Raw genomic sequence first — 21,727 nt, 5'->3', positions numbered from 1 at the left:
GGGGCCCTGTTTTGCGTTCACCCCCCGAGCTGCCCGGCGCTCCTCTGCCAATCTCTTGCGAAATCTGCGCGAGATATTGCGTTCATCTGTCGGTGGTGATTGAGTGTGCCGCGCTCGCCTCCTTACACGCCCCACGCCTCCTGCTCGATGCTCGAAGGGGACCACCGATGAGAACCAACATCCGCCGCACCACCGCGACCGCCCTCGTCTCGGCGCTCGCCGTCACCGCCCTCGCGGCCTGTGGCACGAGCAGCAGCGGGGACGACACCAAGAACCAGCCGTCCGGCGGTTCCACGGACGCCTCCGCGCCGCTCGACCCGAAGACCAAGGTCACCCTCTCCATCGACTGCATGCCGCCGGCGGCGAAGGCCGCCGAACTCAAGCAGTGGAAGGAGGACGTGGCGGAGTTCAACAAGACCTACCCGAACGTCACGATCGACGGCCGCTCCACCCCCGGCCAGTGCCTGGAGCCCCCGCGGTTCACGGCGATGCTCAAGGCCAAGTCGCAGCCGGACGTCTTCTACGCCTACTTCACCGACCTCAAGCAGGTGCTGGACAACGACGGCGCCGAGGACATCTCCGCCTACGTCACGGCCCAGTCGATCCCGGGCTTCGGCGACATCGACAAGAACGTCGTCAACACCCTCAAGCAGGACGGCAAGCTCTACGGGCTGCCCACCAGCAACTACACGATGGGCCTGCTGATCAACCGCAAGCTCTTCCAGCAGGCGGGCCTCAACCCCGACCAGCCCCCGCGCACCTGGGACGAGGTCCGCGCCGCCGCCAAGAAGATCGCGGCGCTCGGCAACGGCACCGCCGGCTACGGCGAGTACAGCGTCGAGAACACCGGCGGCTGGCACTTCACGGCCGCCATGTACGGCATGGGCGGCGACGTCGTCGGAGCCGACGGCAAGGCGGCCTTCAACAACCCGACCGGCAAGCAGATCGTGGACAACCTCCACGCCATGCGCTGGGAGGACGACAGCATGGGCAAGACCCAGCTGCTCAAGTGGGGCGACCTGCAGAAGCAGATGGCCTCGGACAAGCTCGGCATGTTCCTCGCCGCGCCCGACGACATCACCTACATGGTGCAGCAGCTCTCCGGCAAGTACGAGAACTTCGGCATGGGCCCCATCCCCGGCGGCGCCGCCACGCTGGCCGGCGGCAACGGCTACATGATCAAGAAGGGCAGCTCGCCGGACAAGGTCAAGGCCGCCATCGCCTGGCTGAACTTCAAGACGCTCGCGGTCGGCAAGGGCCAGTTCAAGTACGACCGTTCCAAGGCCGACGGCCTGCCGGTCGGGCTTCCGCAGCCCGCCTTCTTCACCGGCGCCAGCAAGGCCAAGGACGACGAGCTGAAGGCCGCCAACGCCACCATGCCGGTCGTCAACTTCAAGCCCTTCCTGGACAACCCGGTGGCCGGCAAGGCCGAGCCGGCGAAGGCCCAGGAGGTCTACAAGGTCCTCGACAAGGTGATGTCGGCGGTCCTGACCAACAAGGACGCCGACTCGGCGCAGCTCCTCGCGGAGGCCGAGAAGGCCGTCAACCAGGTGCTGGCCAACCAGTAGCGGCCCCGGCCGGGGGAGGTCCGGGCGGCCTCCCCGGCCCGGACCCGCCCGCAGGCCCGTACCCCGTACACCGATGGCGACGACCCACCAAGGAGCGAGCGGCGATGTCGGCTCCCACCCTGCCCGGTACCTCTCGTGAGGAATTCCTCCGGGCGTTCAAGCGGAACCTCTCGGCCCACGGCTTTCTGATCGGCGCCGTCCTCTGCTTCTCCTTCTTCTCCTGGTACCCGATGGTCCGGGAGTTCCTGCTGGCCTTCCAGAAGACCGAGGGCGGAGCCGTCCACTGGGTCGGCTGGGACAATTTCCGCTACGTCTTCAACGACCCGGCGTTCTGGCAGGCCTGGCGCAACACCCTGCTCTTCAGCGGGCTCGCGCTGGTACTCGGCTTCGCCGTCCCGTTCGTGGTCTCGATCGTGCTCAACGAATTCCGGCACGCACAGGGCTACTTGCGCCTGCTGGTCTACCTCCCGGTGATGATGCCGCCGGTCGCCTCGATCCTGCTCTTCAAGTACTTCTACGACCCTGGTTACGGGGTCTTCAACAGGATTCTGGAATTCCTGCACCTGCCGGCGCAAGACTGGCTGCAATCCACCGATACCGCGATGGTCTCCGTCGTCATCGCTTCCACGTGGATGAACATGGGCGGCGCGACCCTGATCTACCTGGCAGCCCTCCAGGGCATCCCCGGAGAGCTCTACGAGGCGGCGGAACTCGACGGAGCCGGGGTGCTGCGCAAGATCTGGCACGTCACGATCCCGCAGACCAAGCTCATCCTCTCGCTGATGCTGCTCATGCAGATCATCGCGACGATGCAGGTGTTCGTCGAACCGTTCATGCTCACCGGCGGCGCCGGCCCCGAAGGATCGACCACCACCGTCGTCGTCCTCATCTACCAGTACGCCTTCAGTTTCAACCAGTACGGCGGCGCCGCGGCCCTGGGCCTGTGCCTGCTCGTCCTGCTCGCCGGTTTCTCCGCCGTGTACGTCCGGCTGAGCCGCGACAACGAGAACTGACGGGAGGACCCACATGTCAGAGCGCACGCTGATATCCCCGGCCCAACTCGGCCGCACCCGAGGCAAGATCGCCTACTGGACCGTCCTGGCCGTGGTCGTGATCGGCTTCACGGTCGTCTTCCTCGGGCCCCTCTACTGGATGGTCGCCAACGGCCTCAAGAGCACCGCGGAGTTCACCCAGGTCCCGCCGACCGTGGTCCCGGACTCCCTGCACGCCGACAACTACTCGGCGGCCTGGAAGGTCATGGACCTCGCCAAGCTGCTGTTCAACACCCTCTACTACGCGTTCGGCGCCCTGGCCTTCCAGCTCGTCCTCGACGTGGCCGCCGCCTACTCGCTGTCCAAGCTCCGGCCGGTCTTCGGCAAGGCGGTCCTCGGCATGATGCTGGCGACGCTGATGATCCCGGCCACGGTCCTCGTCGTACCGCAGTACCTCACGGTCCTGGACATGCCGCTCATCGAGCGGAACCTGCTCAACACGCCCTGGGTGATCTGGCTGCCCTCGGTCACGAACGCCTTCAACATCTTCCTTCTGAAACGATTCTTCGACTCCATCCCCGGCGAGATCCTCGATGCCGCCGCCATCGACGGAGCCTCCTCCCTGCGCACCCTGCGCTCCGTCGTCCTGCCGATGTCCCGGCCCGTCCTCGGCGTCGTGTCGATCTTCGCCATCGTCGGGGTCTGGAAAGACTTCCTCTGGCCCATGCTCACCCTCCCCGACCCGGCCCTGCAGACGCTCAACGTCGGCATCTACTCGCTCGCCAGGGGAGTGCCCGAGAACCATCTCGTCGCCGCGCTCGCGATGGCCTCGGCGCCCACGCTCATCATCTTCCTGATCTTCCAGCGCAACATCATGAGCGGCCTGACGGCAGGCTCCCTCAAGGGGTGAGCACCACCCCGCACCGCCGCCGTGCCCGGCCGCCCCCCTGTGAGAAGAACGGCGTGAAAAGAACGCCGTGAAAGGACCCCTCCGTGGCTGACTTTCCCCTGTCCGAAAACGCCGCCGACTGGTGGCGCTCGGCCGCCATCTACCAGGTGTACGTACGGAGCTTCGCCGACGGCGACGGGGACGGCACCGGTGACCTCGTGGGCGTCCGCGCCCGCCTCCCCTACCTCGCCGAACTGGGCGTCGACGCCCTGTGGTTCACCCCCTGGTACCTCTCCCCGCTCGCCGACGGCGGCTACGACGTCGCCGACTACCGCACCATCGACCCCGCCTTCGGCACCCTCGCCGAGGCCGAGAAGCTCATCGCCGAGGCCCGTGAACTGGGCATCCGCACCATTGTCGACATCGTCCCGAACCACGTGTCCGACCAGCACGCCTGGTTCAAGGCCGCCCTCGCCGCCGGACCCGGCAGCCCCGAGCGGGAGCTCTTCCACTTCCGCCCGGGCCGCGGGGAGCACGGCGAACTGCCGCCGGGGGACTGGCCCTCGCAGTTCAACGGCGCCGCCACCTGGACGCAGGTACCGGACGGGGAGTGGTACCTGCACCTCTTCACCCCCGAGCAGCCCGACCTCAACTGGGACCACCCCGCCGTCCGCCGGGAGCACGAGGAAGTCCTGCGGTTCTGGTTCGAGCGCGGAGTGTCGGGCGTACGGATCGACTCCGCGGCCCTGCTCGCCAAGGACCCGGCCCTCCCCGACCTGGCCGGCCGCTCGGCCGAGCCGTGGCCCGGAGAAGTGCACCCGTACATCGACCGCGACGACCTGCACGCCATCTACCGTTCCTGGCGGGCCATCGCCGACGAGTACGGGGCCATCTTCGTCGGCGAGGTCTGGCTGCCGGACTCCGAGCGCTTCGCCCGCTACCTGCGCCCCGACGAACTGCACACCGCCTTCAACTTCTCCTTCCTCAGCTGCCCGTGGGACGCCGGCCGGCTGCGCACCTCCATCGAGGAGACCCTCGCCGAGCACGCCCCCGTCGGAGCCCCGGCCACCTGGGTGCTGTGCAACCACGACGTGACCCGTACGGTCACCCGCTACGGGCGCGCCGACACCGGCTTCGACTTCGCGACCAAGGCTTTCGGGACCCCCGCGGACCTGGCCCTCGGCACCCGGCGGGCCCGCGCCGCCGCGCTGCTCACCCTCGCTCTCCCCGGCGCCGTCTACGTCTACCAGGGCGAGGAACTGGGGCTTCCCGAGGCCGAGATCCCGCTCGGCCGCATCCAGGACCCCATGCACTTCCGCTCCGGCGGCACCGACCCCGGCCGGGACGGGTGCAGGGTCCCGCTGCCGTGGACCGCCGAGCCGTGGAACGAGCCCTGGCTGCCCCAGCCCGCGGACTGGCCGGCGTACGCCGCGGACCGCCAGGCCGGGGACCCGGACTCGATGCTCACCCTCTACCGGACGGCCCTCGGACTGCGCCGGGCCGCGGCCGGCTTCGGCGGGGGATCGCTGGAGTGGCTGCCCGCGCCGCCCGGGGTGCTCGCCTTCGGCCGCCCCGACGGGCTGGTCTGCGTGGCCAACCTGTCCCCGGAGCCGGTCCCGCTGCCGGCCCACACGAGCCTCCTGCTGAGCAGCTCCGCGCTGGGTGCGGACGGGCTGCTCGGACAGGACACGGCGGTCTGGCTGCGGACCTGACGCCGCAGCCGGACCGCCGGTACCACTCGTTTCCCGCGCCCCACCTCGTAGAGCCGCCCGTGGACACCCCCGCACCGCATGGAGAGGTCCCACCGTCATGAGCGCAGCAGCACGCATCGCAGCACGCCGGAGGCCGGCCAACGCACTGCTCGCCGCGCTGGCCGCCACCGCAGTCCTCGGGGCGGCCGCCGCCCTCCCGCTGGTGGCGGCCCCCAGCGCGACGGCCGCCCCGGCCGTCCTGTCGCCGCTGGACGTCCCGGGGCGCGGGGCGACCGTGCCCTTCACCGAGCAGGAGGCGGAACGGGCGGCCACCAACGGATCGGTGATCGGGCCCGACCGGACCTACACGAGCCTGCCCGCGGAGGCCTCCGGGCGCAGCGCCGTACGGCTGGACGCGGCGGGGGAGTACGTCGAGTTCACGCTGACCAAACCCGCGAACGCGATGAGCGTGCGCTATTCCGTACCGGACAACGCGACCGGCACGGGGATCAGCGCACCCGTGGAGCTGAAGCTGGACGGGACCAAGTTGAAGGACCTGGACTTCACCTCCAAGTACAGCTGGTTCTACGGCAGCTACCCCTTCACCAACCAGCCGAACGGCGACAAACCGCACCACTTCTACGAGGAGACCCGCACCCTCTTCGGGAAGACCCTCCCGGCGGGCTCCAAGGTCCGGCTCACCCTTTCCTCCCTCGGAGCCACCCCGTGGGCGATCGTGGACCTCGCCGACTTCGAGGAGGTCGCGCCGCCCGGGACGCGGCCGGCCGGCTCCCTGTCCGTGGCCGATTTCGGGGCCGATCCGAACGGCTCCGCCGATTCCACGGCCGCCTTCCAGCAGGCGGTGGACGCGGGCGCGGCACAGGCGAAGGAGGTGTGGATCCCGCAGGGCACCTTCAAGCTCACCGATCACGTGGTGGTGGACAAGGTGACACTGCGCGGGGCCGGACCCTGGTACTCCGTCCTCACCGGGCGCCACCCCACCGACCGCAGCCGCGCGGCCGGGATCTACGGGAAGTACGTACAGGGCGGTGGATACGGCGGACAGATCCGCCCGCACGAGAGCGGCGGGCCGAGCAGAAACGTCACGCTGAAGGACTTCGCGATCATCGGCGAGATCGCCGACCGCATCGACGACGACCAGGTCAACGCCATCGGCGGCGCGATGAGCGACTCCGTCGTCGACAACGTGTGGATGCAGCGGACCAAGGTCGGGGCCTGGATGGACGGCCCGATGGACAACTTCCACATCAGGAACAGCCGGATCCTCGACCAGACGGCGGACGGGGTGAACTTCCACTGGGGCGTCACCCGCTCCTCCGTGGAGAACACCTTCCTGCGCAACTTGGGCGACGACGGCCTCGCCATGTGGGCGGACACCAAGAACAACGTCGCCAACTCCTTCAGCCACAACACCGTCGTCCTGCCGATCCTCGCCAACAACATCGCGATCTACGGCGGCAAGGACATCAGCGTCACCGACAACGTGGCCGCCGAGACCCTGTCCAACGGCGGCGGCCTGCACGTCGGCAACCGCTATCCCGGGGTCACCCCCGGCCAGGGGACGGACGTCTCGGGCACCTTCACGCTGGCCCGCAACACCCTGATCCGGACCGGGAACACCGACTACGGGTGGAACTTCCCGATCGGCGCCGTGTGGTTCGACAGCCGGGCGAGCTCCATCGACAAGGCCGCGATCAACGTGACCGACAGCGACATCCTGGACAGCTCCTACGCCGCCATCCACTTCGTGTCCGGCAGCACGAAGGGCGTGCACTTCGACAACATCACCATCGACAAGACCGGGACGTTCGCGCTCCAGTTCAACGACCCGGCCGAGCTGTCCATGAGCAACGTCAGGGCCACCCGGATCGGCTTCACCGAGCCGGTCTACAGCTGCCTGGGCGCGCAGCTGAAGCTGACGCAGGGCAGCGGGAACTCCGGCTGGAACGCCAAGCTGCCGAACACCTATTGCGGGCCGTTCCCCCCGGCGACCGACCAGCCGGGACCGGAACCGACGCCGAGCCCGACGCCTCCTCCCACGCCGAGCCCCACTCCGACACCCACACCGACGCCGACCCCTACTCCCACGCCCACCCCCACCCCAACCCCGACTCCGACCCCGGACCCCACCCGCAACCTGGCCCTGGGCAGGCCGGTCGCCGAGTCCTCGTACAACCAGGGCTATGACGCGGCCAAGGCCGTCGACGGAGACCCGAACAGCTACTGGGAGAGCCTCAACAACGCCTTCCCGCAGTCGCTCACGGTCGACCTCGGGGCGGCCACCCCGGTGCGCCGCCTGGTCCTGAAGCTTCCGCCGCCGACCGCCTGGGGGGCCAGGACCCAGACCCTGTCCGTCCTCGGCAGCTCCGACGGTTCGGGCTTCGCCACCCTCGTCGCCCCCCAGGGCCACGTCTTCGATCCGGCGAGCGGGAACAAGGTGACCATCACCCTTCCCGCCGGTACGAACCTGCGCCACCTGCGGCTGGCCTTCACCGGCAACACCGGCTGGCCGGCCGGGCAGCTCGGCGAGTTCGAGGCCTACGCAGGCTGAGCCCGGGCCCCTGCCGGGAACTCCCCGCCCGTCACGGCAACGGCCGTGGCGGGCGGGGTCCGTGGTACTGCCCGCTCGGTCGCATCCGCAGCGGGCGCTCCTCGTACTCCTCCAACGCGTGCGCGATCCACCCGGCCGTACGGGCCACCGCGAAGACCGTCTCCCCGGCCTCCGGGGCCATCCCGCAGGAGACCGTCAGCACCGCGAGCGCCAGGTCCACATTGGGGTACAGGCCGCCGCCGTGCCGGGCCATCACCCCGGCCACCTCGCGCGCCGCGCCCAGCGCCGGACCGGCCTGCGCCAGCGGCTCCAGCCGGGCGAACAGCGCCGTCGCCCGCGGATCCTCGCCCTCGTACAGCCGGTGCCCGAGCCCGGGCACCCTGCGTCCGGCCCGCAGGTACTCCGCCACCACCGGAGCCGCGCCGCCGCGCTCCAGCACCTCCACCAGCATCCGGTGCGCGAGCCGCCCGGCCGCTCCGTGCAGGGGGCCTTCGAGCGCGCCGAGCCCGGCCGAGACCACCGCGTACGGATGCGCGCGCGCCGACGCGGCCACCCGTACGGCCAGGGTCGAGGCGGCCAGGTCGTGGTCCGTCAGCAGGGCCAGGGCCAGGTCCAGGACGGCCAGGGCGTCCGGATCGGGGTCCAGGGCGGAGAGCCGGGGCCACAGCTGCCGGGAGAGGCGGCCGTCCCCGCCCCACTGCGCCGGTCCCACCTCCGGCAGGGCGCCGACCAGGGTGGGGATCAGGGCACGCGCGGAGTCCAGTACGGACGGCTCGGACAGGTCGAAGCGCAGCGGATCCGCGACCGCCGCGGCGGCGACGGCCACCCGCAGCCGGTCGATCGGACCGCTGTGCTCGGGGAGCGCTGCGACCGCCCGGCGGGCCGCGGCGAGGGACTCCGGGGGAGCGGTGAACCGGGCGCCGCGGACCAGGGTCCCCGTCCAGAGCCACTCGGCGACCTCCTCGTAGCGGTACCGCGAGGCCAGTTCCACGGCGTCCACGCCACGGAAGTAGTACCGGTCGGACTCGATGAGGGTGAGCGCGGTGCGTACGGAGAGCTCCCCGGCGGAGGCGGCCGAGGCGGCGAACCCGGGGGGACCCGCCGCCTCGCGCCGGCTGCGCCGGGCCAGGGCCTCCACCTCGCGGGCGTCGAAACTGCTGGAGCGTCCGACCGGGTCGCGGCGGCTCGTGAGCTGGCCGCGGCTGACGTACGCGTACACGGTCGCGGGCTTCACCCCCAGCAGCCGGGCCGCTTCCTGGGTGCCGATCCTTCGCTCACCGGACTCGTCGTTCATGCCGCTCATGACGCACACCCTACATATATTGATTCAATCAATATTGACAGTGATTGAGTGCATCATGGATGGTCGATCCATGAACACCACCGTCGCACCCGCCGAAACCCCCCGCGGACTCGCGGGAGTCGTGGTCACCGAGACCCAGCTCGGTGACGTGAGAGGCCGTGAGGGCTTCTACCACTACCGCCAGTACTCGGCGGTCGAGCTCGCCGAGAGCCGCACCTTCGAGGACGTGTGGCACCTGATGTTCCGCGGCGCACTGCCCGCCGACGCCGCCGAGCGCGCCGCCTTCACCGCCGAGATCGCCCCGTTGCGCCGGCTCCCCGCCGAGGTCCGGGACGCCCTGCCCGCCCTGGCCCGCGCCACCGCCCTGTCCGGCCCGCTCGCCGGGCTGCGCACGGCGCTCTCCCTGCTCGGCGCCTCCGCGGGCTTCCGCCCGGTCTACGACCTGACCCCCGAACGCCGTGCCGCCGACGCGCTGGCCGCCTGCGCCGCCGTACCGACCCTGCTCACCGCCCTGTACCGGATCGGCCAGGGGCTGGAGCCGGTGGAACCGCGGGACGAACTCCCGTACGCGGCCAACTACCTCTACATGCTGACCGGACGGGAACCCGAGCCGGTGAGGGCCCGCGCGGTGGAGCGGTACCTGATCTCCACGATCGACCACGGCTTCAACGCCTCCACCTTCACCGCCCGCGTGATCGCCTCCACCGGCGCCGACGTCGCGGCCTGCCTCACCGGGGCGATCGGCGCGCTCTCCGGCCCGCTGCACGGCGGCGCCCCCAGCCGGGCCCTGGACACCCTCGACGCCATCGGCACGGCGGACCGGATCGATCCGTGGATCCGCGAGCGGGTCCTCGCGGGCGACCGGATCATGGGCTTCGGGCACCCCGTCTACCGCACCGAGGACCCGCGCTCGCGGATGCTGCGCGGGATCGCCCTGCAGTTCGGCGGCCCGCTCGTGGACTTCGCCGTGGAGGTCGAGCGGTACGTCGAAGAGATCCTCGCCGAGCTCAAGCCCGGCCGGGAACTGCACACCAACGTGGAGTTCTACGCGGGCGTGGTCATGGAGCTGTGCGGGCTGCCGCGCGAGATGTTCACGCCGACCTTCTGCGCGGCCCGCGTGGTCGGCTGGAGCGCGAACGTCCTGGAACAGGCCGCCGACTCGAAGATCATCCGGCCGGCAGCCCGCTACACCGGTCCGACCCCGCCCCGGCCGGTGCCCGCCCTCGGCTGAGGCCGGTGCTGTGACCGGGAAGCACTGGCTACGATCGACCGGGTGAACAGCATCCCCGTCGTCGTCCTCGCAGGATTCCTCGGATCCGGCAAGACGACCGTCCTCAACCACCTGCTCGGCAACCGGGGCGGCACCCGGATCGGGGTCGTCGTCAACGACTTCGGCTCCATCGAGGTCGACGCGATGGCGGTGGCCGGCCAGGTCGGGGACTCGATGGTCTCCCTCGGCGGCGGCTGCCTGTGCTGCGCCGTGGACGGCAGCGAGCTGGACGCGTACCTGGAGAAGCTCGCCGACCCCGTCCACCGCATCGACGTGATCGTCATCGAGGCGAGCGGGCTGGCGGAGCCGCAGGAGATGGTCCGGATGCTCGTCGCCAACGAGAACCCGGCCGTCCGCTACGGCGGGATGGTGCACGTCGTCGACGCGGCGGAGTTCGACGCGACCCGGACCAGGCACCCCGAGACCGACCGGCACCTGGCCGTCGCCGACCTGGTGGTGCTCAACAAGACCGACCGGATCGACGCCGCCGAACGCACCCGGATCGAGGCCGCGCTCGCCGCGCTCTGCGCACCGGGCATCCCGGTCGTCGGCGCGGACCACGGGCGGATCGACCCGGAGCTGCTCTTCGACCGCCGCCCCTGGACGGAGACGCGCGGGCAGCTGTCCTTCGAGGACCTGCTGGCCCAGGCACACGACCACGACGGCGATCACGACGGGGATGATCACGCGGACCACGTCCACGCGGCCTACGAGAGCACGGAGTTCGTGTCCGACCAGGCCCTCGGCCCGCGCCGGTTCATCGAGTTCCTCGACCGCCGCCCGGCCGGGCTCTACCGGATCAAGGGCTCCGTCTACTTCGGCGTCCCCGGCCACGAGGAGCGCTACGAGATCCACGCGGTCGGCCGCTTCCTCCGCTTCGCCCCGCACCCCTGGGGCCGGGGCGAGTCGCGCCGGACGCAGCTCGTCCTGATCGGCTCGGGCACCGACGGCCCCGCCCTGCTCCGCGAACTGGAGAGCTGCCGCGAACCGGAGCCGTGGCGCGGGACCCCGGAGAGCATGTGGGGCGTCCTGCGCTACGTGGACCGCCCGGCCGAGCCGGCCTCGGACCCCGACCCGGCCGAGGCGGCCGGTCCCGATCCCGACGACTTCTAGGGGCAGCCCCGTGTGGATCGAGACCGACGACCCCTCGGACGTGGACGCTGCCTTCGACCGCGGTGAGCCCCACGCCGGAGAAATGGTGATCGGGCTCGCGCTCCACCACGCGGACCCGGGGGCGATACTGCCCCGGGTCGCCCGCGCCATGCGATCGCCCGCCCCGGAGATCCGCCGCTAGGGCGTCATCGCCCTGGCCCACACGGCCCGGCTCCACGGCACCCTCGACCGGGAGTCCCTGGACCTGCTGCGTGACCAGCCGCGGGGCAACGAGGCCGACGACGACCTGTGGAGCTTCATCCCGCACCGGAGGCTGCCGGGGTGGCTGTGGGCGTACCACTGGGCGCAGCCGTCGACCTGGGTCTGGCTGGTGTGCGCGGCCTGGCGGCGGCCCCTGCGCCGGCTGCGTCAGGCGACCTCGATGCCGAAGTCGCCGAGGAGGGGTGCCAGGCCACCCGGGTAGCCCCTGCCGCCGAGGACGAAGTCCCAGTCGCCGCCCGGGCGGCGCCGGAAGGAGCCCAGGACCAGGGCTGTTTCGCCGGCGCGGCCGTCGGAGACCTCCAACTGGCCCAGCTCCTCGCCGGCCGGCCCCAGCAGCCGGATCCGGGCGTCGGTGAAGCCGGCCAGATCGGCGTGCGGATTGACCTCGGGGTCGATCGCGGCGACGAGGACCAGCCGGTCGGCCCGCTGCGGCAACGCGTCGAAGGCGACCAGCAGCGCCGCCTTGTCGGGCGCCGCGTGCGCGTGGGTCCGTACCGAACCGTCCGGGCTGTTCGGGTTGTTGAAGAACACGAAGTGGTCCTCGCTCAGCACCCGGCCGCCTTCGCAGACCAGCGCGCACACGTCCAGCGCGACCGATCCGGCCCAGGACATGCCGAGCACGTTGTGGTCCGCGGCGGGCTCGGGCTGGGCCGTCCGCTGGGCCGGGACCGAGGGCGCCGCGCCCGGGCCGAGACGGCCGCGCAGTCCGTGCCGGTGCAGCAGCTCCACGAGGGCGGCGCCGTGAACCAGCTCCAGCGGCTTGCCGTCGGCGAAGGCGTACGACGTGGGTCCGAAGGTCGCGGTGGTGACCAGCACCCCCTTGTTCGCCCCCTTGTCCTGCACCGTGCCGTAAAGATCCCGGACCGCCGTCGGTGACACGGTGTTGCGGTAGCGCTTGACCTGCACCACGATCCGCCCGCCCGTGATCGGGGACGGGTCGTTCGCCTCGATGTCCACCCCGCCGTCACCGGACCGCTGCGTGGTCACCGCCTCCATGCCCATCGCCCGGAACAGCTCGGCGACCAGGTTCTCGAAGGCGATCGGGTCCATCGCGAAGAGGTCCGGCTCGTCCCCGTCCTCGTCGCGGCCCGCCTGCCCGCCGTGGCTGACGACGCCGCCGACCTCACCTGGCCGGCGTTCCGGGCGGACGACGGCCGACTGGTCCGGCCGCGTCGACAACTGCCCGCCCAGCCCCTCCACCAGGCAGTCCACCGCGCTCACCAGCTCCAGGCGCAGACCGGTGAAGGCGGACCGCGCCGCCGACACGGAGGCCAGTACGAGCTGCGCCTCCCGTCCCGTCACCGGATCGTGGGCGTCCACGAAACCGTTGACGACGACCGACTCCAGCACGCCGAACTCGTCGGCGGCGTACAGATCGTGGACCACCAGCAGCACGCACTGCGCCAGCAGGTCCCGGTAGACCGCCCGCCGCTGCGTGGCCGGGCGGGCCGTCTCCTTGTCCTGGTCCGTGCTCGGTACGTACCGCACCGACTTGGCCTCCGGCACCACCTCGTACCCCGGCAGTTCCAGTCCAGTACGAGCTGGCGCCGTGCGGGGTCGTAGGCCGCCGACACCTGTCGCGGCAGGTTCTCCGGCCATCCGGCCGAGGCGTACAGGGCCGCCGAGAAGTACTCCACCGCGGCCTCGGCGTCGCCCGCGCGCAGCGCCCCGGCCAGCTCGGTGAGCCCGCGGTTGTGCCCGCGGATCCCGGCGAGCTGCTCGGTCGCCCAGCGGTCGTACTGCTGCCGGTACGCCGCCAGCTGCTGCCGCCGCTGTGCCTCAGCGGCCTGAGCCGCCTGCCAGGCCTGCGTGTACCGGGCGTGAGCCTCCCGCTCCGCTTGCGCCCGCCGGTTCGAGCCCAGCGTCCAGCCGCTGCTCTGCTGCTGGAAGTGGTGCAACTGCGGCAGCGGCACGGGGTGAGCCAGGGTCCCCGGATCGAAGGGGTCGAGCCGATCGGGCCTGACCAGGTCGGCCAGCCGGAACGCCGGGGTCCGGCAGCCCGCCGCCAACAGCCCCTGCAGGGCCGCGACCTGGGCGTCGAGCCGCTCGGTCGCCCGCCGGGCCTCGGCCTCGCGGTGCTGTTTGTAGGCGGCCTGCTGCTCGCGCTGACCTCGGGCCACGTCCCGTTCGTACGTCCGCTGCCGACGTTCGGCCTCGCGCTGCTGGATCAGCTGCGTCTGCTGCGTCCGGCGCTGGGCCTCCGCCCAGTCACTGATCAATCCGCCCGCCCGACGACTCATCAGTTCTGTGTCTCCCCGCCCCACCCGACAGTGCCAAGAGGGAAAACACTAGTCGCCATTCGGGTGGTACGTCCCCCGGACGTACCACCCGAATGATCGCGTACTGCCTACGGCCTTCCTACAGCGCCGCACCCGCCAGCGCCGTGACCACGGCCGGCAGGGCCGTGCCCGAGCCGTCGCGGCGCGGGTCGACCGCGGGCAGCGCGGCCGGAGTGCCGTTCGCCGCCGCCGCGCGGACCGGGGAACCGCCCGCCCAGGCCAGCAGCAGGACGTCCTCGCCCTTCAGGAAGCGCTGGCAGCGCACGCCGCCGGTGGCCCGGCCCTTGCGCGGGTACTGGTCGAACGGGGTCAGCTTGCCGGACTGCATCGAGTCGTCCAGCGTCCCGTACGACCCCGCCACCGTGAACACCACGGCCTCGCGCGCCGGGTCCACCGCCGAGAAGTGGATCACCTTGGCGCCGTCCGCGAGCTTGATGCCCGCCATGCCGCCCGCGGGGCGGCCCTGCGGGCGGACCTGGCCCGCCGGGTAGCGCAGCAGCTGGGCGTCGTCGGTGATGAAGACGAGGTCCTCCTCGCCCGTGCGCAGCTCGACCGCCCCGATGATCCGGTCACCGTCCTTGAGGGTGATGACCTCCAGCTCGTCCTTGTTGGCCGGATAGTCCGGCACGACCCGCTTGACCACGCCCTGCTCGGTGCCGAGCGCCAGGCCCTGCCCCGACTCGTCCAGCGAGGTCAGGCAGACGACCTTCTCGTCGGCCTCCAGTCCGGAGAGGAACTCCGAGACCGGGGCCCCGCCGGCCAGGTTCGGCGCGGCGTGGGTGTCCGGCAGCTGCGGCAGGTCGATCACCGACAGCCGCAGGAGCCGGCCGTACGAGGTGACCACGCCGATCTCCGCCCGCGCGGTCGCCGCGACCTGCGAGACGATCAGGTCGTGCTTGGCGCGGGCGCCGCCCTCCTCCTCGGGAAGCGGCTCGGCGTTCGGCGTGCGGGCCAGCAGACCGGTGGAGGACAGCAGCACCCGGCACGGGGTGTCCTCGACCTCGAGCGGGACCGCCGCCACCGGCGTCCCCGCCGATTCCAGCAGCACCGTACGGCGCTCCGTGCCGAACTTCTTCGACACCGCGGCCAGTTCCGCCGAGACGAGCTTGCGCAGCTCGCTGTCGGAGTCCAGGATCCCGGTCAGCTCGTCGATCTCTCCGGCCAGCCGGTCCCGCTCGGACTCCAGCTCGATCCGGTCGAAGCGGGTGAGCCGGCGCAGCGGGGTGTCCAGGATGTACTGGGTCTGGATCTCGCTCAGCGAGAAGCGCTCCATCAGGCGCTCCTTGGCCTGCGCGGAGTTGTCGCTGTCCCGGATGATCCGGATGACCTCGTCGATGTCGAGCAGGGCCACGAGCAGGCCCTCGACGAGGTGCAGGCGGTCGCGCCGCTTGCCGCGGCGGAACTCGCTGCGCCGGCGGACGACCTCGAAGCGGTGGTCGAGGTAGACCTCCAGCAGCTCCTTGAGGCCCAGCGTCAGCGGCTGCCCGTCGACCAGCGCGACGTTGTTGATGCCGAAGGTCTCCTCCATCGGCGTCAGCTTGTACAGCTGCTCCAGCACGGCCTCGGGGTGGAAGCCGTTCTTGATCTCGATGACCAGGCGCAGGCCGTGCGAGCGGTCCGTGAGGTCCTTGACGTCCGCGATGCCCTGGAGCTTCTTCGAGCCGACCAGGTCCTTGATCTTCGCGATGACCTTCTCGGGACCGACCGTGAAGGGCAGTTCGGTGACGACCAGCCCCTTGCGGCGCGGGGTCACGTCCTCCAGGGCCACCGTGGCGCGGATCTTGAAGGTGCCGCGGCCGTTCTCGTAGGCGTCCTTGATGCCCGCGAGGCCGACGATCCGGCCGCCCGTGGGCAGGTCGGGACCCGGCACGAAGCGCATCAGCGCGTCCAGGTCCGCCTCGGGGTAGCGGATCAGGTGGCGGGCGGCCGCGATGACCTCGCCGAGGTTGTGCGGGGCCATGTTGGTGGCCATGCCCACCGCGATCCCGGACGCGCCGTTGACCAGCAGGTTCGGGTACGCGGCCGGAAGGACGACCGGTTCGCGCTCCTGGCCGTCGTAGTTCGCGGCGAAGTCGACGGTGTTCTCGTCGATCCCGTCCGTCATCAACGAGGCGGCGTCGGCCATCTTCGACTCGGTGTACCGCATCGCGGCCGGCGGGTCGTCGTTGCCGAGCGAGCCGAAGTTGCCGTGGCCGTCGACCAGCGGGAGCCGCATGGAGAAGGGCTGCGCCATGCGCACGAGGGCGTCGTAGATCGACGCGTCGCCGTGCGGGTGCAGCTTGCCCATGACCTCGCCGACGACGCGGGCGCACTTCACGTAGCCGCGGTCGGGGCGCAGGCCCATCTCGTTCATCTGGTAGACGATGCGCCGGTGCACCGGCTTCATGCCGTCGCGGGCGTCGGGCAGGGCGCGGGAGTAGATCACCGAGTACGCGTACTCGAGGAAGGAGCCCTGCATTTCGTCGACGACGTCGATGTCGAGGATCTTCTCCTCGAAATCCTCCGGCGGCGGGGTCTTCGTGCTGCGGCGGGCCATCGCTGCGCGGCTCCTTAACCAAGAATCGGGATGAGCTGAGCTCTCACGGGGTGGGACGGGGGGTGGGGCTGGGACTGGGCTGGGACGGGGGCGGTACGGGGGGCGGACCGGTTTCGGACAGGGGTGACGCGGACCATTGTGGCCCGAGGCACCGACAACGCCGACTCCGACCCAGGACTGGGCCGGGAACTTCTCCGCCGGCCGACACGCTTGCATACAGTGGCAGGTCTGACAGGAATCTCTGCATCGCGATCGAAGGGACCACATGCCCATGGGTCACACGGCCACAGCTCACGCCGGCTCCGGCGGCCTCACAGCGACCGAGCACCGGCTGGCCAACGGCCTGCGCGTGGTGCTGTCCGAGGACCACCTGACCCCGGTCGCCGCGGTCTGCCTCTGGTACGACGTCGGCTCGCGCCACGAAGTCAAGGGACGTACGGGCCTGGCTCACCTCTTCGAGCACCTGATGTTCCAGGGCTCGAAGAACGTCTCCGGCAACGGCCACTTCGAACTGGTCCAGGGCGCCGGCGGCTCCCTCAACGGGACCACCAGCTTCGAGCGGACCAACTACTTCGAGACGATGCCGACCCACCAGCTGGAGCTCGCGCTGTGGCTGGAGGCGGACCGGATGGGCTCGCTGCTGGCCGCCCTGGACGACGAGTCCATGGAGAACCAGCGCGACGTCGTCAAGAACGAGCGCCGCCAGCGGTACGACAACGTCCCGTACGGCACGGCCTTCGAGAAGCTGACGGCCCTGGCCTACCCGGAGGGCCACCCGTACCACCACACCCCGATCGGTTCCATGGCCGATCTGGACGCCGCGTCCCTGGAGGACGCCCGCGCGTTCTTCCGTACGTACTACGCGCCCAACAACGCGGTGCTCTCGGTCGTCGGCGACATCGACCCCGAGAAGACGCTCGCCTGGGTCGAGAAGTACTTCGGCACCATCCCCGGCCACGACGGCAAGCAGCCGCCGCGCGACGGCTCGCTGCCCGAGATCATGGGCGAGCAGCTGCGCGAGGAGGTCGTCGAGGAGGTTCCGGCCCGCGCGCTGATGGCGGCCTACCGGCTCCCGCACGACGGCACCCGCGAGTGCGACGCCGCCGACGTGGCGCTGACCGTGCTGGGCAGCGGCGAGTCCTCCCGTCTGCACAACCGCCTGGTGCGCCGCGACCAGAGCGCCGTCGCGGCCGGCTTCGGCATGCTGCGCCTCGCCGGCGCCCCCTCGCTGGGCTGGCTGGACGTCAAGACCTCCAGCGGCGTCGAGGTGCCCGCCATCGAGGCGGCCGTCGACGAGGAGCTCGCGCGGTTCGCCGCCGAGGGCCCGACGGCCGAGGAGATGGAGCGCGCGCAGGCCCAGCTGGAGCGCGAATGGCTGGACCGGCTGAGCACGGTGGCCGGCCGCGCCGACGAACTGTGCCGCTTCGCGGTGCTGTTCGGCGACCCGCAGCTCGCCCTGACCGCCGTCCAGCGCGTCCTCGACGTCACCGCCGAGGAAGTGCAGGCCGTGGCCGCGGCCCGACTGCGCCCTGACAACCGGGCGGTGCTCGTCTACGAGCCGCTCGAAGCCAACGCAGCTGATGACACTGACGAGACCGACGCGAGCGACGAGAACGAGGGGGCGGAGCAGTGAGCGACACCGCAGCCGTCACGATGACCTTCCACCCGCGCCCCGAGGCCGGGGAGCCGCAGCCGTGGGCCTTCCCGGCCCCCGAGCGCGGGGCGCTGGCCAACGGCCTGACCCTGCTGCGCTGCCACCGCCCGGGCCAGCAGGTGGTCGCGGTCGAGATCAACCTCGCCGCTCCGCTCGACGCGGAGCCCGAGGGCCTCGACGGCGTGGCCACGATCATGGTGCGCGCCCTGTCCGAGGGCACCGACAAGCGCTCCGCCGAGGAGTTCGCCGCCGAGCTGGAGCGCTGCGGCGCCACCCTCGACGCGCACGCCGACCACCCGGGCCTGCGGGTCTCCCTGGAGGTTCCGGCCTCCCGCCTGCACAAGGCGCTGGGGCTGGTCGCCGAGGCGCTGCGCGCGCCGGCCTTCGCCGACGCCGAGGTCGACCGCCTGGTGCGCAACCGGCTCGACGAGATCCCGCACGAGAGCGCCAACCCGCAGCGCCGCGCCGCCAAGGAGCTCTCGAAGGAGCTCTTCCCGGCCACCCTGCGGATGTCGCGCCCGCGTCAGGGCACCGAGGAGACCGTCGCCCGCATCGACTCCGCGGCCGTACGGGCCTTCTACGAGGCCCATGTGCGCCCCGCGACCGCCACCGCGGTGGTCGTCGGCGACCTGACCGGCATCGACCTGGACGCCGTCTTGGCCGACACCCTGGGCGCGTGGACCGGTGACACCACCGCCCCGCGCCCGGTCCCGCCGATCACCGCCGACGACACGGGCCGCGTGGTCATCGTGGACCGGCCCGGCGCGGTCCAGACGCAGTTGCTGATCGGCCGCATCGGCGCGGACCGGCACGACCGGGTCTGGGCGCCCCAGGTGCTCGGTACGTACTGCCTCGGCGGCACGCTCACCTCCCGGCTGGACAAGGTGCTGCGCGAGGAGAAGGGGTACACGTACGGCGTGCGCGCCTTCGGCCAGGTGCTGCGCTCCACCGCCGACGGCAAGGGCGCCTCGATGCTCGCCATCAGCGGCTCGGTGGACACCCCCAACACCGGCCCGGCGCTGGACGACCTCTGGACGGTGCTGCGCACCCTCGCCGAGGGCGGCCTGACCGACGCCGAACGGGACGTGGCCGTGCAGAACTTGGTGGGGGTGGCCCCGCTGAAGTTCGAGACGGCCGCCTCCGTCGCGGGCACGCTCGCCGACCAGGTCGAGCAGGAGCTGCCGGACGACTACCAGGCGCAGTTGTACGCGCGGCTCGCTGAAACCGGGACGGTGGAGGCCACTTCGGCGGTCGTCAACGCCTTCCCGGTGGACCGTCTGGTCACGGTCCTGGTCGGCGACGCCTCGCAGATCGAGGAGCCGGTGCGGGCCCTCGGGATCGGCGACGTGACCGTGGTCACCAACTGATCGTCAGTTGATCTCCGGCGGGCCGTCAACTGGCCCGCCGCTCAAGGGGCTCCGGCGGCTTGTCCGCCGGGGTCCCTTTTGTCCTTTATTTGGCCTTTAGTGGTGTGGTTGCTTGTATGTGGTGTGGCGTACGCAACAAAAGGGCGTGTCTGTTTGGCGATTGACTGATGATCCGCCTAGCGTCGGCCGTGCTGTTCGTCAGTTGTAACCGCCGCGTCCGCGGCACCGGACAGCGATCGCCGAGTCCCCGTCAGGCGCGAGCCTGGGGAGCCGGGGACCCACTTGTGTCCCTGGGGTGAATCGGACCGCCTCGCAAGAGGGGGCCCGTAGGAGACCTTCCTGCTCCGAACCCGTCAGCTAACCCGGTAGGCGAGAGGGAAGGAAAGGATCAACCCCTTCATGGCGTTTGGCAGTCGTGCAGCCGGTTCCGGTTCCGGCAAGCACCGTGGTTCGAGTCGTCTCAGCCGCAGGACCGCCGGCTACGCCGGCATAGCCGCCCTCGCCACCACTGGTGTCGTCGGCTCCCTGGCCGGCCCCGCGTTCGCCGCGGACCACAGCCCCTCCATCGAGGACACCGGCACCCTCAACACCATCGTGGTGGCCGACGAGCTCGCCGGTGACGTCGAGGCCCAGGCCCAGTCCCAGCAGCGGGCCGCCGAGGCCGCCGCCGCCAAGGCGCAGGCCGAGGCCGACGCCAGGCAGCGGGCCGCCGAGGCCAAGGCGCAGGCCGAAGCCCAGGCCAAGGCCGAGCGCGAGGCCGCCGAGCGCGCCGCCCGCGAAGAGGAGCGCAAGCGCCTCAACACCTTCGTCTCCCCGCTCGACGACACCTACGTCAGCACCCAGTACCACGCGGGTGGCGGCATGTGGTCCTCCGGCAGCCACACCGGCATCGACTTCCACGCCGCCTCCGGCACCGAGGTGCACGCCGTGGGCCTCGGCACCGTGGTCGAGGCGGGCTACGGCGGCGCGTACGGCAACAACGTCGTCATCAAGCACGCCGACGGCACGTACACCCAGTACGGCCACATGTCCTCGCTGAGCGTCTCCGTCGGCCAGCAGGTCACCCCGGGCCAGAAGATCGGCCTGTCGGGCTCCACGGGCAACTCCAGCGGCCCGCACCTGCACTTCGAGGCCCGCACCGGCGCCGACTACGGCACGGACATCAACCCGATCACGTACCTGCGCTCGCACGGCGTCACCGTCTGACCCGCTGCGCTCCGCACCACGCGTCTTCCGCGAAGGCCCCGGCTCTTTGAGAGCCGGGGCCTTCGTCGTACTTCGGCCTTCGCGTTGCGCGATGTGTGAATGTTTCGTATTTCCGGCCGTCCTCGGAAATTATCGTGTGTTGCAATAGAGTCGCAACGCGCACAGCCATACGAAAATAGGCGGAGGTCCGGTCTTGCGTATTCCCGCGCACACGGTATGCACAGCGATCCGCGACGACATCGTCTCCGGGGTGTTCGGGCCCGGCGCCCGGCTGACCGAGGAGGTGCTGGCCCGCCGGTACGGGGTCTCGCGCGTCCCGGTGCGCGAGGCGCTGCGCACGCTGGAGTCCGAGGGGTTCGTGACCACCCGCCGGCATGCGGGTGCCTGCGTGGCCGAGCCGACCGAACAGGAGGCCGCCGACCTCCTGGAGCTGCGGATGCTCCTGGAGCCCCTCGCGGCCGCCCGGGCGGCCCGGCGGCGCAGCGAGGCCCACCTCAAGGTGCTGCGCGGCCTGGTCAGACTGGGCCAGGAGCGGGCCAGGAGGGGCCAGGGGGAGGATCTGCGGTCCCTGGGCGGCTGGTTCCACGAGACGCTCTCCCAGGCCTCGGGCAGTCCCGGGCTCATCGCGCTGCTCACCCAGATGCGTCACAAGGTGGCCTGGATGTACGTGGTGGAGGCCCCGGTGCGGCCCGTGGAGTCCTGGGCGGAGCACGGCGCGATCGTGGACGCGGTGGCCCGGGGTGACGCCGAGCGGGCCCGGGCGCTGACCGCGGCGCACGTGGACCGGGCGGCGGGGGCGCACCGGATGCGCGTGAGGACTTTGCAACCTGCCGTAAACACGGCAAGCGTTCCGCATTAACAAACGCCGTATACAAAGGGGGGATATCCGGGCCGGGTAATTCGGCCCGTGCGCCCGGCGCCCCGCGCGGCTTTTGCTGTCTGAATTCCGGCCGCCGGAATGGATCCGCCGGAATGGAGTGCGCCGGAATGGCGGCGCGCGTATGTCCGGCCGGACTCCCGTGCGGA

14 protein-coding genes, 1 pseudogene and 1 riboswitch are annotated in these 21,727 nt (G+C 71.1%); of the genes and pseudogenes, 12 read left to right on the top strand and 3 right to left on the bottom strand.

The window, feature by feature from the left end; translation table 11 throughout:
- Positions 1–167 precede the first annotated feature (167 nt).
- From ACE1OC_RS11105 to ACE1OC_RS11085, 5 genes are all read left to right on the top strand, one after another.
- Positions 168–1,568 carry an ABC transporter substrate-binding protein gene (locus ACE1OC_RS11105; protein ID WP_407836894.1) on the top strand — a complete coding sequence of 467 codons (1,401 nt, stop codon included), beginning with the start codon at positions 168–170 and terminating at the stop codon, positions 1,566–1,568.
- 104 nt (positions 1,569–1,672) lie between these two features.
- Positions 1,673–2,581: a carbohydrate ABC transporter permease gene (locus ACE1OC_RS11100; RefSeq protein ID WP_274549892.1), complete on the top strand. Its 909-nt coding sequence runs from the start codon at positions 1,673–1,675 to the stop codon at positions 2,579–2,581.
- Positions 2,582–2,594: 13 nt separating this feature from the next.
- Positions 2,595–3,470, top strand: coding sequence for a carbohydrate ABC transporter permease (locus ACE1OC_RS11095; RefSeq protein WP_407836893.1), 876 nt, complete (start codon positions 2,595–2,597; stop codon positions 3,468–3,470).
- Between the two features lie 83 nt (positions 3,471–3,553).
- A complete protein-coding gene (locus ACE1OC_RS11090) occupies positions 3,554–5,161 on the top strand; it encodes an alpha-amylase family glycosyl hydrolase (protein ID WP_407836892.1) in 1,608 nt (535 codons plus the stop codon).
- Positions 5,162–5,258: 97 nt separating this feature from the next.
- A complete protein-coding gene (locus ACE1OC_RS11085) occupies positions 5,259–7,712 on the top strand; it encodes a discoidin domain-containing protein (RefSeq protein WP_407836891.1) in 2,454 nt (817 codons plus the stop codon).
- Positions 7,713–7,743: 31 nt separating this feature from the next.
- On the opposite strand, the gene ACE1OC_RS11080 is transcribed toward ACE1OC_RS11085, so the two are convergent.
- The gene (locus tag ACE1OC_RS11080) at positions 7,744–9,006 is read right to left on the bottom strand and encodes a citrate synthase (RefSeq protein ID WP_407841531.1); all 1,263 of its coding nucleotides are present in this window, start codon (positions 9,004–9,006) and stop codon (positions 7,744–7,746) included.
- 64 nt (positions 9,007–9,070) lie between these two features.
- Between ACE1OC_RS11080 and ACE1OC_RS11075 the strand changes: the two genes are divergently transcribed.
- The 3 genes from ACE1OC_RS11075 to ACE1OC_RS11065 are packed head-to-tail and all read left to right on the top strand — an operon-like array spanning position 9,071 to position 11,579.
- Positions 9,071–10,246, top strand: coding sequence for a citrate synthase (locus tag ACE1OC_RS11075; protein WP_407836890.1), 1,176 nt, complete (start codon positions 9,071–9,073; stop codon positions 10,244–10,246).
- 42 nt (positions 10,247–10,288) lie between these two features.
- A complete protein-coding gene (locus tag ACE1OC_RS11070) occupies positions 10,289–11,398 on the top strand; it encodes a CobW family GTP-binding protein (RefSeq protein WP_407836889.1) in 1,110 nt (369 codons plus the stop codon).
- Between the two features lie 10 nt (positions 11,399–11,408).
- Positions 11,409–11,579 carry a hypothetical protein gene (locus ACE1OC_RS11065; RefSeq protein WP_407836888.1) on the top strand — a complete coding sequence of 57 codons (171 nt, stop codon included), beginning with the start codon at positions 11,409–11,411 and terminating at the stop codon, positions 11,577–11,579.
- Between the two features lie 227 nt (positions 11,580–11,806).
- Here the strand turns inward: ACE1OC_RS11065 and ACE1OC_RS11060 are convergent.
- Positions 11,807–13,899: pseudogene (locus ACE1OC_RS11060) on the bottom strand (restriction endonuclease).
- A gap of 118 nt (positions 13,900–14,017) precedes the next feature.
- Positions 14,018–16,474 (bottom strand): DNA gyrase/topoisomerase IV subunit A, encoded by a 2,457-nt coding sequence (locus tag ACE1OC_RS11055; RefSeq protein WP_407836887.1) that lies wholly within the window; start codon positions 16,472–16,474, stop codon positions 14,018–14,020.
- Positions 16,475–16,739: 265 nt separating this feature from the next.
- Between ACE1OC_RS11055 and ACE1OC_RS11050 the strand changes: the two genes are divergently transcribed.
- From ACE1OC_RS11050 to ACE1OC_RS11035, 4 genes are all read left to right on the top strand, one after another.
- Positions 16,740–18,107, top strand: coding sequence for a M16 family metallopeptidase (locus ACE1OC_RS11050; protein ID WP_407836886.1), 1,368 nt, complete (start codon positions 16,740–16,742; stop codon positions 18,105–18,107).
- Positions 18,108–18,127: 20 nt separating this feature from the next.
- Positions 18,128–19,495, top strand: a complete 1,368-nt coding sequence (locus tag ACE1OC_RS11045) for a M16 family metallopeptidase (RefSeq protein WP_407841530.1) — start codon at positions 18,128–18,130, stop codon at positions 19,493–19,495.
- A gap of 227 nt (positions 19,496–19,722) precedes the next feature.
- Positions 19,723–19,882: riboswitch (cyclic di-AMP (ydaO/yuaA leader) on the top strand.
- Between the two features lie 12 nt (positions 19,883–19,894).
- On the top strand, positions 19,895–20,701 hold the full coding sequence (locus ACE1OC_RS11040; protein WP_407836885.1) for a M23 family metallopeptidase: 807 nt from the start codon (positions 19,895–19,897) through the stop codon (positions 20,699–20,701).
- A gap of 193 nt (positions 20,702–20,894) precedes the next feature.
- Positions 20,895–21,560, top strand: coding sequence for a GntR family transcriptional regulator (locus ACE1OC_RS11035; protein WP_250746485.1), 666 nt, complete (start codon positions 20,895–20,897; stop codon positions 21,558–21,560).
- The last annotated feature ends 167 nt before the right edge of the window (positions 21,561–21,727 follow it).

The sequence above is a fragment of the Streptomyces stoeckheimensis genome, from assembly GCF_045822005.1.
GTDB lineage: Bacteria > Actinomycetota > Actinomycetes > Streptomycetales > Streptomycetaceae > Streptomyces > Streptomyces stoeckheimensis.
This window is presented reverse-complemented; position numbering and strand designations above follow the sequence as displayed.

Coding starts and splice junctions, on each gene's coding strand:
- ACE1OC_RS11105 (WP_407836894.1), top strand. CDS start 168: ATGAGAACCAACATCCGCCGCACCACCGCGACCGCCCTCGTCTCGGCG.
- ACE1OC_RS11100 (WP_274549892.1), top strand. CDS start 1,673: ATGTCGGCTCCCACCCTGCCCGGTACCTCTCGTGAGGAATTCCTCCGG.
- ACE1OC_RS11095 (WP_407836893.1), top strand. CDS start 2,595: ATGTCAGAGCGCACGCTGATATCCCCGGCCCAACTCGGCCGCACCCGA.
- ACE1OC_RS11085 (WP_407836891.1), top strand. CDS start 5,259: ATGAGCGCAGCAGCACGCATCGCAGCACGCCGGAGGCCGGCCAACGCA.
- ACE1OC_RS11080 (WP_407841531.1), bottom strand. CDS start 9,006: ATGAACGACGAGTCCGGTGAGCGAAGGATCGGCACCCAGGAAGCGGCC.
- ACE1OC_RS11075 (WP_407836890.1), top strand. CDS start 9,071: ATGGATGGTCGATCCATGAACACCACCGTCGCACCCGCCGAAACCCCC.
- ACE1OC_RS11055 (WP_407836887.1), bottom strand. CDS start 16,474: ATGGCCCGCCGCAGCACGAAGACCCCGCCGCCGGAGGATTTCGAGGAG.
- ACE1OC_RS11050 (WP_407836886.1), top strand. CDS start 16,740: ATGCCCATGGGTCACACGGCCACAGCTCACGCCGGCTCCGGCGGCCTC.
- ACE1OC_RS11045 (WP_407841530.1), top strand. CDS start 18,128: ATGACCTTCCACCCGCGCCCCGAGGCCGGGGAGCCGCAGCCGTGGGCC.
- ACE1OC_RS11040 (WP_407836885.1), top strand. CDS start 19,895: ATGGCGTTTGGCAGTCGTGCAGCCGGTTCCGGTTCCGGCAAGCACCGT.